Consider the following 15390-nt stretch of genomic DNA (forward strand, 5'->3'; position numbering starts at 1 on the left):
GCCGCGCGCTGGGTCCGGCTGCTCACCGACCTGGCCGCCGCGCCGGAGCTGCCGATCGGCCGGGCCGAGCTCCTCGGCGCGGAGGAGCGGCACCGGCTGCTGACGGAGTGGAACGACACCGCCGCCGAGGCACCGGCCGGCACCCTGCCGGAGCTGTTCCAGGCCCAGGCGGCCCGCACCCCCGAGGCCGTCGCGCTGGTGAGCGCGGGCGGCGAGCTGCCGTACGCGGAGCTGAACGCCCGCGCCAACCGGCTGGCCCGGCTGCTGATCGCCCGTGAGGTCGGTCCGGAGCAGGTCGTGGCGCTGGCGCTGCCCCGCACCGCCGAGGCGATCACCGCCCAGCTGGCCGTCGGGAAGGCGGGCGCGGCGTACCTCGCCGTGGACCCGCACCACCCGGCGGAGCGGATCGGCTACGTCCTGGACGACGCCCGGCCCGCCCTGCTGCTCACCACCACAGCGATCGCGGCCGGTCTGCCGGCCGCGCCGGACCTGCCGGTGGTGCTGCTGGACGATCCCGGGGTCGTCACGGCCCTGGCCGCGCTGCCCGACACCGACCCGGTCGACCGGGACCGGGTCCGCCCGCTGCTGCCCGCGCACCCCGCCTACGTGATCTACACCTCGGGCTCCACCGGCCGCCCCAAGGGCGTGACGGTCGAGCACCGGGCCACGGCCGGCTTCGCCGTCCACATCGCCGAGGCCTACGGCATCGAGCCGGGACAGCGGCTGCTCGGACTGGCCGCGTTCACCTTCGACGTCTCCGTCTTCGACCTGTTCGCCACCCTGCTCTCCGGGGCGACCCTGGTGCTGGCCGACGAGGAGGAGCGCGTCGACGCCGATCGGCTCCAGCGGCTCCTGGCCGAGCAGGCAATCACGGTCGCGGAGATCCCGCCCGCGATGATGCCGCTGCTCGACCCCAAGGCGCTGCCCGCGCTGCGGCTGGTCTCGGTGGGCGGCGAGGCGCCGGCCGGCCGACTGGTCGACGAATGGGCCACCGAGGACCGGGAGTTCTGGAACGGCTACGGCCCGACCGAGACCACCGTCGCCGTCACCCTGATGCGCTGCCTGCCGCCGTCCCACGACCGGACCCCGCCCATCGGCCGGCCGATGGCGAACACCCGGGCCTACGTCCTGGACCGACAGCTGCGTCCGGTCCCGGTCGGGGTGAGCGGCGAACTGTACATCGCGGGCGAGCAGTTGGCCCGCGGCTACCTGAACCGTCCGGCGCTGACCGCCGAGCGCTTCACCGCCGACCCGTACGGTCCGCCCGGTTCTCGGATGTACCGCACCGGCGACCTGGCCCGCTGGACCGGGGACGGCGTGCTCGAATACCTCGGCCGCACCGACGACCAGGTGAAGCTGCGCGGCTTCCGGATCGAACTCGGCGAGATCGAGGCCCAGTTGGCCGCCCTCCCCGAGGTGGCGCAGGCGGCCGTCGTGGTCCGCGAGGACCGGCCCGGCGACCGGATGCTGGTCGGCTACGTCGTACCGGCGGTTCAGGGCGCCGTGCTCGACCAGGCCGCGGTACGCCGGCAGCTGGCCGAGCGGCTGCCGGACTACATGGTCCCGGCCGCGGTGATGGCGCTGGACGCCCTGCCGCTGACCGCGAACCGGAAGCTCGACCGCCGAGCCCTGCCCGCGCCCGAGCTCACCGCCACCACGCCGCACCGCGCGCCGAGCACCCCGCAGGAACAGATCCTGTGCGGGCTGTTCGAGCAGGTCCTCGGCCGGGAGAAGGTCGGGGTCGACGACAACTTCTTCGACCTCGGCGGCCACTCACTGCTCGCCACCCGCCTGATCGGCGAGATCCGCTCGGCCCTCGGGGTCGAGCTGGGCATCCGTGCCCTGTTCGAAGCACCCACCGTCGCCGCACTGGCCCTGCGCTGCGGTACCACGAAGAAGAAGGCCAGGCCGGCCCTGCGGCCGATGCTGCGGAAGAGGGAGATCTGATGGATGCGGTGTCGTTTGCCCAGCGTCGGCTGTGGTTCCTGGGGGAGTTGGAGGGGCCGAACGCGAGCTACAACATCTCCATCGCGCTCCGGCTGACCGGCTCGCTCGACCGGCCGGCGCTGGAGGCCGCGCTGCTCGACCTGGTCGAGCGGCACGAGGTGCTGCGCACGGTCTTCCCCGCCGTCGACGGGGAGCCGCAGCAGGACATCCTCGACACCGGGACGCTCGGCCCGCTGCTCACCGTCGCCGCGACGGACGAGGAGCAGCTGGCCGAGGACGTCGCCCGGGCCCGCGCCCACGCCTTCGACCTGGCCACCGACGTGCCGCTGCGGGCCTCGCTGTTCCGGCTCGGCGAGCAGGACCACATGCTGGTCCTGGTGGTGCACCACATCGCCGCCGACGGCTGGTCGCTGGGCCCGCTGGCCCGCGACGTGTCCGCCGCCTACACGGCGCGCTGCGAGGGTCGGGCGCCCGAGTGGGAACCGCTGCCCGTCCAGTACGCCGACTACACCTACTGGCAGCACGACCTGCTCGGCACCGAGGACGACCCGGAGAGCCTGCTCTCGGAGCAACTCGCCTACTGGCGCACGGCCTTGGCCGACCTGCCGGAGGAACTGGCCCTCCCGTACGACCGGCCGCGCCCGGCCGTGGCGACCCACCGGGGCGCCGCCGTCCCGCTCGCCGTCCCGGCCGAGCTCTCCGCACGGCTGGCCGAGCTCGCCCGGGCGGAGGGGGTGAGCCCGTACATGGTGCTCCAGGCCTCGCTCGCGGTGCTGTTCTCCCGGATGGGCGCCGGTACCGACATCCCGGTCGGCAGCCCCGTCGCCGGTCGCACCGACGTCGCGCTGTACGACCTGGTCGGCTTCTTCGTCAACACCCTCGTCATGCGCACCGACCTGAGCGGCGCACCGAGCTTCGCGGAACTGCTGCGCCGGGTCCGGGAGAGCAGCCTGGAGGCCTTCGACCACCAGGACATCCCGTTCGAGCTGCTGGTCGAGGACCTCTCCCCCACCCGCTCGATGGCCCGGCACCCGATGTTCCAGGTCATGCTCGCCCTGCAGAACAACGCCGAGCCCCGGCTCGACCTGCCCGGCCTGCGCTGCGAGCCGCTGCCGTTCACCGCCCACACCGCCAAGTTCGACCTGCTCTTCTCGCTCTCGGAGCGGGACACCGGGCTCGCCGGGTCGGTGGAGTACGCCACCGACCTGTTCGACCGGGCCACCGTCGAGGACCTCGCGGAGCGGTGGGTACGGGTGCTGGCCGCCGTGGCCGCCGACCCGGGGCAGCCCGTCGACCGGATCGACGTCCTGGACGCGGCGGAGCGGCAGAAGGTCCTGACGGAGTGGAACGCCACGGCCGCCCCGGTGCTGGGGGCGACCGTGCCGGAGCTGCTCCAGGCGCAGGCCGCCCGCACGCCGGACGCCGACGCCGTGGTCTTCGGGGACACAGTCCTGACGTACACCGAACTCCACGGCCGTGCCAATCAGTTGGCCCACGCGCTGATCGGGCGCGGCATCGGGCCGGGGCAGGTCGTCGGCCTCGCGATGAACCGTTCCGAGGAGCTGATCGTCGCCGTCCTCGCCATCCTCAAGGCCGGCGCCGCCTACCTGCCGATCGATCCGGACTACCCGACCGACCGCATCGCCTTCACGCTCGCCGACGCCGCACCGGCCGTCCTGCTCACCTCCGCCCACCTTCCCGGGGTCGACTGCCCCCAGCTGTCCGTCACCGAGCTGACCTCCGGCAACACCTCCGACCCCACGAACAGGGACCGTACGGCCGCGCTGCTCCCGGACCACCCGGTCTACGTCATCTACACCTCCGGCTCCACCGGCCGTCCCAAGGGCGTCCTGATGCCCGGGCGTTCGATGGTCAACCTGGTGTCCTGGCACGAGCCGGCCTCGGAGCGCATCCGGGCCGCCCTGTACACCGCGCTCAGCTTCGACGTCTCCGCGCAGGAGATCCTCGCCACCCTGGGCCGGGGCGGCTGCCTCGTCGTCCCCGACGACGAGACCCGCCGCATCCCCGAGAAGTTCGTCCACTGGCTCGACCACCACCAGGTCACCGACCTCTACGCCCCCAACCTGGTCATCGACGCCGTCACCCAGGCCGCCACCGAAACCGGCCAGCCCCTCCCCGCCCTGCGCGAGATCATCCAGGCCGGCGAGGCACTCACCCCCACCGCCGCCCTGCACGACTTCCTCGCGGCGCGGAGCGGACGGCAGCTGCACAACCACTACGGGCCCACCGAGACCCATGTCGCCACCGCCCACACCGTGGCCGCCGGCGCTCGGCCGACCGCCGTCCCGATCGGCCGACCGGTCGGCAACACCCGGGCGTACGTGCTGGACGAGCGCCTGCAGCCGGTCCCGGTCGGCGCGGCCGGTGAGCTCTACCTCGCGGGCGACCAGCTCGCCCTCGGCTACCACAACCGTCCCGGTCTCACCGCCGAGCGCTTCCTCGCCGACCCGTACGGCCCGGCCGGCACCCGGATGTACCGCACCGGCGACCTCGCCCGCTGGAACCGCGACGGCGCACTCGAATACCTCGGCCGCGCCGACGACCAGGTCAAGGTGCGCGGCATCCGGATCGAGCTCGGCGAGATCGAGAACGCCCTCACCGCGCATCCGGCCGTCGCCCGCGCCGCCGTCCTGGTCCGCGAGGACCAGCCGGGCGACCAGCGCATCGTCGGCTACCTGGTCCCCGGCGGCGCCGAGGCGCCCGACACCGCCGCCGTCCGGCGGCACGTCGCGGACCTGCTGCCCGAGCACATGGTCCCGGCCGCGCTCGTCGTGGTCGACGCGCTGCCGCTGACCGTCAACGGCAAGCTCGACCGGCGTGCCCTGCCCGCGCCCACCTACGCTGCGGCCGCCGCCGGCCGGGAGCCGCGCACCCCGCGCGAGGAGGCCCTCTGCGGGCTGTTCGACCAGATCCTCGGCGTCGAGGGCGTCACCATCGACGACAGCTTCTTCGAGCTCGGCGGGCACTCCCTGCTCGCCACCCGCCTGGTCAGCCGGATCCGCGCCACGCTGGACGTCGAACTGCCCATCCGGGCAATCTTCGAGGCACCCACCGTCGCCGCGCTCGCCGAGCGCCTCGACCCGGGCCGGTCCACCCGCACCGCCCTGACCGCCGGCGAGCGCCCGTCCGTGCTGCCGCTGTCCTTCGCGCAGCGCCGCCTCTGGTTCCTCGGCCAGCTCGAAGGACCCAACGCCACCTACAACATCCCCATCGCCCTGCGCCTCACCGGGGCCCTCAACAGCGCCGCGCTGGACGGCGCCCTGCGCGACGTCGTCGCCCGGCACGAGGTCCTGCGGACGGTGTTCCCCGCCGTGGACGGCGAACCCGCCCAGCGGATTCTGGACACCGCCGAGGTCGGCTCCCTGCTGACGGTAGCCGACACCGACGCGACGCACCTCGGCGAGGACATCGCCCGCGCGGCCGCCCACGCCTTCGACCTTTCCAGCGAACTCCCTCTCCGTGCCTGGCAGTTCAGCCTCAGCCCGGACGAGCATGTGGTCGTCCTGGTCGTGCACCACATCGCCGCCGACGGCTGGTCCCTGAGCCCGCTGGCCCGCGACCTGTCCGCCGCCTACGCCGCCCGCATCGGGGGTCGCACGCCCGAGTGGCGTCAACTGCCCGTCCAGTACGCCGACTACACGCTCTGGCAGCACGACCTGCTCGGCACCGAAGGCGACACCGAGAGTCTTCTCTCGCAGCAAGTGGCCTATTGGCACGAGGCGTTGGCCGACCTGCCCGAGGAGCTCGCGCTCCCCTACGACCGGCCGCGTCCCGCCGTCTCCAGCCATCGTGGTGCGACCATCCCGCTCGCCGTCCCCGCCGAACTCCACCGGCGGCTGGCCGACCTCGCGCAGGCCGAAGGCGTCAGCCTGTTCATGCTGCTCCAGGCCTCGCTGGCGGCGCTGCTCTCCCGCCTCGGCGCGGGCGAGGACGTCCCCGTCGGCACGCCCGTCGCCGGTCGCACCGACGAGGCGCTGGACGACCTGATCGGCTTCTTCGTCAACACCCTTGTGCTGCGGACCGACCTGAGCGGCACGCCCACCTTCGCCGAGCTGCTCCAGCGCGTCCGGGAGACCGACCTCGCCGCCCACGCGCACCAGGACGTCCCCTTCGAGCACCTGGTGGAGGCCGTCTCCCCCACCCGCTCGATGGCCCGGCACCCGATGTTCCAGGTCATGCTCGTCCTCCAGAACAACGCGACGCCCCGGCTCGACCTGCCTGGTCTGGAGTGCGCGCCGGAGCCGATCGCGGCCGGGACCGCGAAGTTCGACCTGCTCCTCGGCCTCGCCGAGCGGGCCGACGGCCTGGTGGGGCACCTTGAGTACGCCACCGACCTGTTCGACCGCGCCACCGTCGAGCAGCTCGCGGACCGCTGGCTCGGGCTCCTCGCCACCGTGGCCGCCGACCCCCACCAGCCGGTCCACGGCATCGAGCTGCTCGAAGAGGCCGAGCGGCACCGCGTGCTCACCGAGTGGAACGCCACGGCCGCCCCGGTCCTGGGCGCGACCGTGCCGGAGCTACTCCAGGCGCAGGCCGCCCGCACGCCGGACGCGGAGGCGGTGGTCTTCGGGGACGCAGTCCTGACGTACGCCGAACTCCACGCCAGGGCCAACCGCTTGGCCCACGCGCTGATCGGGCGCGGCATCGGGCCGGGGCAGGTCGTCGGGCTCGCCATGAACCGCTCCGACGAGCTGATCGTCGCCGTCCTCGCCATCCTCAAGGCCGGCGCCGCCTACCTGCCGATCGATCCGGACTACCCGGCCGACCGGATCGCCTTCATGCTCACCGACGCCTCGCCGATTCTGCTGCTCACCTCTGACCGGATCCCCGGGGTCGACTGCCCCCAGCTCTCCGTCACCGAGCTGACCTCCGGCAACGCCTCCGACCCCACAGACGGGGACCGTACGGCCGCGCTGCTCCCGGACCACCCGGTGTACGTCATCTACACCTCCGGCTCCACCGGCCGTCCCAAGGGCGTCCTGATGCCCGGGCGTTCGATGGTCAACCTGGTGTCCTGGCACGAGCCCGCCTCGGAGGGCGTCCGCGCCGCGCTCTACACCGCACTCAGCTTCGACGTCTCCGCCCAGGAGATCCTCGCCACCCTCGGCCGGGGCGGCTGCCTCGTCGTCCCCGACGACGAGACCCGCCGCATCCCCGAGAAGTTCGTCCACTGGCTCGACCAGCACCAGGTCACCGACCTTTACGCCCCCAACCTGGTCATCGACGCCGTCACCCAGGCCGCCACCGAAACCGGCCACCCCCTCCCCGCCCTGCGCGAGATCATCCAGGCCGGCGAGGCCCTGACGGTCTCCGAGGCGCTCGACACCTTCCTCCGTGCGGACACCGACCGGCAGTTGCACAACCACTACGGTCCGACCGAGACCCACGTCGTCACCGCCCACACCGTGGCGGCCGACGGGCGGCCGGCCCGGGTCCCGATCGGACGGCCGGTGGCCAACACCCGGGTCTACCTGCTGGACGCCGGACTCCGCCCGGTCCCGCAGGGCGTCACCGGTGAGCTCTACGCCGCCGGCGACCAGCTCGCCCTGGGTTACCACAACCGTCCCGGCCTGACCGCCGAGCGCTTCCTCGCCGACCCGTACGGCCCGGCCGGCACCCGGATGTACCGCACCGGCGACCTCGCCCGCTGGAACCGCCACGGCGAGCTGGAGTACCTCGGCCGTGCCGACCAGCAGATCAAGCTGCGCGGCATCCGCATCGAGCTCGGCGAGATCGAAGCCGCGCTGACCACCCACCCCGACATCGCCCAGGCGGCCGTGCTCGTCCGTGAGGACCAGCCCGGCGACCAGCGCCTGGTGGGCTACCTGGTGCCCGGGGCCGGCTCGCCGGACCTCACCGTCCTCCGCCGGTACGTCGCCGAGCGGCTGCCCGAGCACATGGTCCCGGCCGCGTTCGTCGTCCTCGACGCGCTGCCGCTGACCGTCAACGGCAAGCTCGACCGGCGCGCCCTGCCCGCGCCCACCTACACCGGCACCTCCACGGGCCGCGCGCCGCGCACCCCGCGCGAGGAGATCCTCTGCGAGCTGTTCGCCCAGGTCCTCGGGGTGGCCGGGGTCGGCATCGACGACGGCTTCTTCGAGCTCGGCGGGCACTCCCTGCTCGCCACCCGGCTGGTCAGCCGGATCCGTTCGGTGCTCGGCGTCGAACTGCCCATCCGGGCCCTGTTCGAGGCACCCACCGTCGCCGCGCTCGCCGAGCGCCTCGACCCCGGCCTGTCGACCCGGACCGTCCTGACCGCCGGCGACCGCCCGTCGACTCTGCCGCTCTCCTTCGCCCAGCGCCGCCTCTGGTTCCTCGACGAGCTGGAGGGCCCCAGCGCCACCTACAACATCCCGATCGCCCTGCGCCTCACCGGGCACCTGGACCGCCAGGCCCTCGACGCCGCCCTGCGCGACGTCGTCACCCGGCACGAGGTGCTCCGAACGGTCTTCCCCGCCGTCGACGGCGAACCCGCCCAGCGGATCCTGGACATCGCCGAGGTCGGCTCCCTGCTGACCGTCGTGGACACCGACGAGGCGCGCCTCGCCCAGGACGTCGCCCGCGCGGCCGCCCACGCCTTCGACCTCGGCGTCCGGATACCTCTGCACGCCTGGCTGTTCGAGCTGAGCCCGGTCGAGCACGTGGTCACCCTGGTGGTGCACCACATCGCGTCCGACGGCTGGTCGATGGGCCCGCTGGCCCGGGACCTGTCGCTCGCCTACGCCGCCCGCTTCGAGGGCCAGACGCCCGAGTGGCGCCACCTCCCCGTCCAGTACGCCGACTACACCCTCTGGCAGCAGCGGCTCCTCGGCACCGCCGACGACGCCGAGAGCACGCTCTCCGAGCAACTCTCCTACTGGCGGCAGGCCTTGGCGCACCTCCCCGAGGAGCTCCAGCTCCCCTACAACCGCCCCCGCCCCGCCGTCGCCAGCCACGCCGGCGGCACCGTTGAGCTGAGCGTTCCGGCCGAACTCCACGAGCAGCTGGTCGAGTTGACCCGCGCCGAGGGCCTGACCACCTTCATGGTGCTGCAGGCCGCCCTCGCCGTCCTGCTCTCCCGCCTCGGCGGCGGCCAGTCCATCCCCATCGGCACACCGATCGCCGGACGCACCGACGAAGCCCTCGACGACCTCGTCGGCTTCTTCGTCAACACCCTCGTCCTGCGCACCGACCTCACCGGCGACCCCACCCTCCGCGAACTGCTCACCCGCGTCCGCGAAACCGGCCTCAACGCCTTCGCCCACCAGGACATCCCCTTCGAGCGCCTCGTCGAAGAGCTGGCACCTGCTCGCTCGATGGCCCGCCACCCCCTCTTCCAGGTCATGCTCGTCCTCCAGAACACCGGCGAGGCGACGCTCGACCTCCCCGGACTCCGGGCGACGGCGCTGTCCCCGGGCCAGGACCCGGCCAAGGTCGACCTCGCGCTCACCCTCGCCGAGACCTTCTCCCCGGAGGACGGCACCCCGGGCGGCCTGCGCGGGACGCTGACCTACGCCACTGACCTGTTCGACGCCGCCACCGCCGAGAGCCTCGCCCGGCGCTTCACCCGGGTCCTGGCCACCGCGCTCGCGGCACCCGACCGCCCGGTAACCTCGATCGAGATCCTCGACGCGGAGGAGCGCGAGCTGCTCCTCGCGGACTGGAACGCGACCGAGGTCAAGGTCGAGCCAGCCACCCTGCCCGGGTTGCTCCGGGACCAGGCCGCGCACACGCCCGACGCCCTCGCGCTCGTCTTCGAGGGCGAGCGGCTGAGCTACGCCGAACTGGACGCGCGGTCCAACCGCCTGGCCCGGCACCTGGTCCAGCTCGGCGTCGGCCCGGAGTCCCGGGTCGCCGTGCTGATGGAGCGCTCCGTCGAGCTGGTCGTGGCGCTGCACGCGATCGTGAAGGCCGGCGGCGCCTACCTGCCCGTCGACCCCGAGTACCCGGCCGACCGGATCGCCTACGTCCTCCAGGACGCGGCGCCCCAACTCGCCCTCACCACCACGGCGGTGGGCGCCGAGGCGCTGCCGGTCCGCACGGTGGTCGTGGACGACGCCTCGACGGCGCAGGCCGTCGCCGCGCTGCCCGGGCACGGCTTCGTCTGCGAGGGGCTGCTGCCGCAGCACCCGGCGTACGTCATCTACACCTCCGGCTCCACCGGCCGCCCGAAGGGCGTCGCCGTTCCGCACGAGGGCATCGTCAACCGGCTAGCCTGGATGCAGGACGCGTACCGGCTCACCGCCGAGGACCGCGTCCTGCAGAAGACGCCGTTCGGCTTCGACGTCTCGGTGTGGGAGTTCTTCTGGCCGCTGATCGAGGGCGCCGCCCTCGTGGTCGCCCGGCCCGGCGGACACCGCGACCCCGGCTACCTCGCGGAGCTCATCCAGCGCGAGGGCGTCACCGTCACCCACTTCGTGCCGTCCATGCTCCAGGCCTTCCTGGCCGAGCCGGGCGCCACGGCATGCACCGGCCTGCGCGCCGTGCTCTGCTCCGGCGAGGCACTGTCCGCCGAGCTGCGCAACCGGTTCCGCAGCCACCTCTCCGGTGTCGAGCTGCACAACCTCTACGGCCCCACCGAGGCCTCCGTCGACGTCACCGCCTGGCCCTGCCACGACGACGACCGCGCCACCGTCCCCATCGGACGACCGATCTGGAACACCCGCACCTACGTCCTCGACGCCCACCTGCGACCCGTGCCCGCCGGAGTCCCCGGCGAGCTCTACCTCGCCGGCGTCCAGCTCGCCCGCGGCTACCTCGACCGGTCCGCCCTCACCGCCGAACGCTTCATCGCCGACCCCCACGGCGCCCCCGGTGACCGCATGTACCGCACCGGCGACCTCGCCCGCTGGAACGCCGACGGCACCCTCGACTACCTCGGCCGCACCGACCACCAGGTCAAGCTCCGCGGCCAGCGCATCGAACTCGGCGAGATCGAAGCCGCCCTAACCGGCCACGAGCAGATCGCCCACGCCACCGTCCTGCTCCGCGAGGACACCCCCGGCAACCAGCACCTCGTCGGCTACCTGCTCGGCGACGGCGAGCCGGGCACCGTCGAACTGGACACCGCCGAGCTGCGCAGCCGGCTGGCGACCCAGCTCCCCGAGCACATGGTCCCGACCGCCTTCGTCGTCCTCGACGCGCTGCCGCTCACCGCCAACGGCAAGCTCGACCGGCGCGCCCTGCCCGCCCCCGACCACACCGCCGGGAGTACCCACCGCGCCCCCGCCGGCCTGCGGGAGGAGCTGCTCTGCGAACTGTTCGCCGACGTCCTCGGACGGCCCGGCATCGGCGTGCACGACGGCTTCTTCGAGCTCGGCGGGCACTCCCTGCTCGCCACCCGCCTGGTCAGCCGGATCCGCACCGTCCTCGGCGTGGAGCTGCCGATCCGCGACCTGTTCGAGGCGCCCACCGTCGCCACCCTGGCGGCCCGCCTCGACGCCGGACGGCGCACCCGCCCCGCGCTGACCGCCGGCGACCGCCCTGAGGCCCTGCCGCTCTCCTTCGCCCAGCGCCGCCTCTGGTTCCTCGACGAGCTGGAGGGCCCCAGCGCCACCTACAACATCCCGATCGCCCTGCGCCTCACCGGGCACCTGGACCGCGAAGCCCTCGACGCCGCCCTGCGCGACGTCGTCACCCGGCACGAGGTGCTGCGCACGGTCTTCCCGACCGTCGACGGACAGCCCCACCAGCACGTCCTGGGCGGCGAGGAGCTCGCCTCCCTGCTGACCGTGGTCGACACCGACGAGGCCCGGCTGGCCGAGGAGGTCGCCGCCGCGGCCGCCCACGCCTTCGACCTCGGTGCTCAGCTCCCGCTGCACGCCTGGCTGTTCACGCTCGACGCGACCGAGCACGTGCTCACCCTGGTCGTGCACCACATCGCCGCCGACGGCTGGTCCCTCGACCCGCTGGCCCGCGACCTGTCCCTCGCCTACGCCGCCCGCACCGAGGGCCAGACGCCCGAGTGGCGCCGACTCCCCGTCCAGTACGCCGACTACACCCTCTGGCAGCAGCGGCTCCTCGGCACCGCCGACGAGCCCGGAAGCACGCTCTCCGAGCAACTCGCCTACTGGCGAGCGGCGTTGGCAGACGCCCCCGAGGAGCTCCCGCTCCCCTACGACCGCCCCCGCCCCGCCGTCGCCACCCACCGGGGCGCCACCACACCCGTCACGGTCCCCGCCGAGGCCCACCGGGCCCTGGCCCGGATCGCGCGGGCAGAGGGCGTGACCACCTTCATGGTGCTGCAGGCCGCGCTCGCCGTCCTGCTCTCCCGCCTCGGCGCCGGCCAGTCCATCCCCATCGGCACACCGATCGCCGGACGCACCGACGAAGCCCTCGACGACCTCGTCGGCTTCTTCGTCAACACCCTCGTCCTGCGCACCGACCTCACCGAGGACCCGACCTTCACCCAACTGCTCACCCGCGTCCGCGAAACAGGCCTCAACGCCTTCGCCCACCAGGACATCCCCTTCGAGCGCCTGGTCGAGGAGCTGGCACCTGCTCGCTCGATGGCCCGCCACCCCCTCTTCCAGGTCATGCTCGTCCTCCAGAACACCAGTGACGTGGCCCTTGACCTCCCCGGACTCCGGGCCGCCGCCCTGCCCTCGGGGCAGAGCGCCGCCAAGTTCGACCTCACCCTGGCGCTGAGCGAGTCCTTCGGACCCGACGGCACCCCGGCCGGGATCGGCGGCGAACTCCTGTACGCCACCGACCTGTTCGACGCGACCACCGCCGAGGGCATCGCCCAGCGGTTCACCCGGGTGCTGGCCGCCGCCGTCACCGAGCCCGACCGGCCGGTCACCCGGATCGAGCTCCTCGACGCGGAGGAGCGCACCCGGGTCCTGACGGAGTGGAACGCCACCACGGCCGAGGTCCCGGCCACCACCCTGACCGGCCTCTTCCAGGACCAGGCGGCCCGTACCCCCGAGGCCGTCGCCCTGGTCCACGACGGCGGCGAGCTGAGCTACGCCGAGCTGAACGCCCGCGCCAACCGGCTCGCCCGGCACCTCACCGGCCTCGGCGTCGGGCCGGAGTCGCGGGTCGCGATCGCCATGGAGCGCACGCCCGACCTGGTGGTGGCCTTCCTCGCGGTGCTCAAGGCCGGCGCCGCCTACCTGCCCGTCGACCCGGCCTACCCGGCCGACCGGATCGGCTACCTGCTGGCGGACGGCACGCCGTCCGTGGTCCTCACCACCGGCGCCTGCGCCGAGGCCGTCGGACGGACCGGCACCGCCGTGGCCACGCTGGTCGTCGACGCGCCCGAACTGGCCTTCACCCTGGCCCAGTTGCCGCACACGGACGTCACCGACGCCGAGCGGACGGCGCCCCTGCGTCCGGAGCACCCGGCGTACGTCATCTACACCTCCGGCTCCACCGGCCGCCCCAAGGGCGTCACCGTCGCCCACGCGTCCGTCGTCAACCTGGCCCTGGACCAGCGGGACCGGCTCGGCCTCGGCGCGGGCAGCCGGATGCTCCAGTTCATCTCGCCGTCCTTCGACGCGGCGGTCTCGGAGTGGACGGCCGCTCTGCTGACCGGCGCGGCACTGGTCCTCGGCAACCGTGAAACCGCGCTCCCCGGACCCGAGTTGGCCCGGCACGCCGCCGAGCGGCGGATCACCCACGCCTTCCTGCCCGCCGCCGCTCTGCGGGCCCTGCCGGAGGGCGGACTGCCCGTCGGCGCGACCCTGGTGGTCGGCGGTGAGGCGTCCAGCCCGGACGTGGTGGCGCGCTGGTCCGCGCGGCACCGGCTGATCAACGCGTACGGCCCGACCGAGTCGACGGTCTGCGCGACGATGAGCGCCCCGCTGGCGGGGGCCGTGCGGCCGCCGATGGGCCGTCCGGTCGCCAACACCCGGGCGTACGTGCTGGACGAGCGGCTGCGCCCGGTGCCGGTCGGCGTGGCGGGCGAACTGTACCTGGCCGGCGCCGGGCTGGCCCGTGGCTACCACGACCGCCCGGGCCTGACGGCGGAGCGCTTCGTCGCCTGCCCGTTCGGCGCCCCCGGCGACCGCATGTACCGGACCGGCGACCTGGTCCGCTGGACGGCGGACGGCGTGCTCGACTACCTCGGCCGCACCGACGACCAGGTCAAGCTGCGCGGGTTCCGGATCGAGCCCGGCGAGGTCGAGGCCGCGCTGGCCGGCCACCCGGGCGTCGCCCACGCCGCCGTCCTGGTCCGCGAGGACGTCCCCGGCCACCCGCAGCTCGTCGGCTACCTCGTCCCGGCCGCGGACGCCGCCGAGGTCGACCCCGCCGAGGTGCGCGCCCACCTGGCCGCCCGACTGCCCGAACACCTGGTCCCCGGGGCGCTCGTGGTGCTCGACGCGCTCCCGCTCACGGTGAACGGGAAGCTCGACCGCCGCGCTCTGCCCGCCCCGGCCCACACCGGGACCGCCCCCGGCCGGGCGCCGCGCACCGCCCGCGAGAAGCTGCTCTGCGAGCTGTTCGCCGAGGTCCTGGGCCGTCCCGGGGTCGGCCTGGACGACAACTTCTTCGAGCTCGGCGGCCACTCCCTGCTGGCCACCGAGCTGGCCGGCCGGATCCGCTCGACCCTGGGCGTCCGGCTCGGCATCCGGGCCCTGTTCGACGCGCCCACGGTGGCCGGGCTGGCCGACCGCCTCGGCCGGCCCGGGCAGGAGGCGCTCGGCACCCTGCTCCCGATCCGGCCCCGGGGCAGCCGCGCACCGTTCTTCTGCGTGCACCCCGGGCGGGGGCTCAGCTGGTCCTACTGGCCGCTGGCCCGGTACCTGCCCGAGGAGTACCCGCTCTACGGGCTCCAGGCGCGCGGCTTCAACGGTGAGGAGGACCTGCCGGGGACGGTCGAGGAGATGGCGGCCGCCTACCTCGACGAGATCCGCGCGGTCCAGGGCTCCGGCCCGTACCACCTGCTCGGCTGGTCCTTCGGCGGGGTCGTCGCCCAGGAGATGGCCGTCCAGCTGCGGAACAGCGGCGAGGAGGTGGCGGCCCTGGTCCTGCTGGACTCCTACCCGGCGGGCGACGCGGCCGAGCAGGAGGACCCCGACCCGGCCGGTCCGGCGGGCGGCGACGGCGACGGCGGCCTCGGCGAGGAGGTCACCTTCGTCGGCGAGCTGTCCGCCGAGGAGCGCGCGATGCTCGAACGGGTCACGCGGAACAACATCCGCCTGATGCTGGAGCACACCCCGCGCAGCTACGACGGCGACCTGCTGCTGGTCGCCGCGACGGTGGACAACCCGCCCGCCGACCGCCCCGGGGAACGCTGGAGCCCCCATGTCCTGGGCACGGTCTCGGAGGCCCATCTGCCCTGCACCCACGACCAGATGTCCCGGCCCGACATGCTCGCCGGCACCTGGGAGGCCATCGCGGCCTGGCTGGAGGCGCCCGGGTCCGACCGCTGACCACCAGGTGAAGTGCCCTGCCGGACCGGGTCGATGGAGCCCCGGAGCCCCATCACCCAGGTCCGGC

General features: G+C 74.0%; 2 protein-coding genes (1 of these 2 running past the window's edge). Both read left to right on the forward strand.

Features of this window, described 5'->3' with window-relative positions; genetic code table 11:
- A protein-coding gene (locus ACIP4P_RS42005; protein WP_400928783.1) for an amino acid adenylation domain-containing protein crosses the window boundary here: on the forward strand, positions 1 to 1947 show its 3' portion. Its footprint begins 13989 nt before the window's first position; 1947 of the gene's 15936 nt are visible here — the last part of the coding sequence; its start codon lies off the left edge, out of view; its stop codon occupies positions 1945 to 1947.
- On the forward strand, positions 1947 to 15323 hold the full coding sequence (locus tag ACIP4P_RS42010; RefSeq protein ID WP_400928785.1) for an amino acid adenylation domain-containing protein: 13377 nt from the start codon (positions 1947 to 1949) through the stop codon (positions 15321 to 15323). Before ACIP4P_RS42005 ends, ACIP4P_RS42010 begins: the two co-directional genes overlap by 1 nt.
- Positions 15324 to 15390 lie beyond the last annotated feature (67 nt).

Source organism: Kitasatospora sp. NPDC089509 (genome assembly GCF_044749365.1).
GTDB lineage: Bacteria > Actinomycetota > Actinomycetes > Streptomycetales > Streptomycetaceae > Kitasatospora.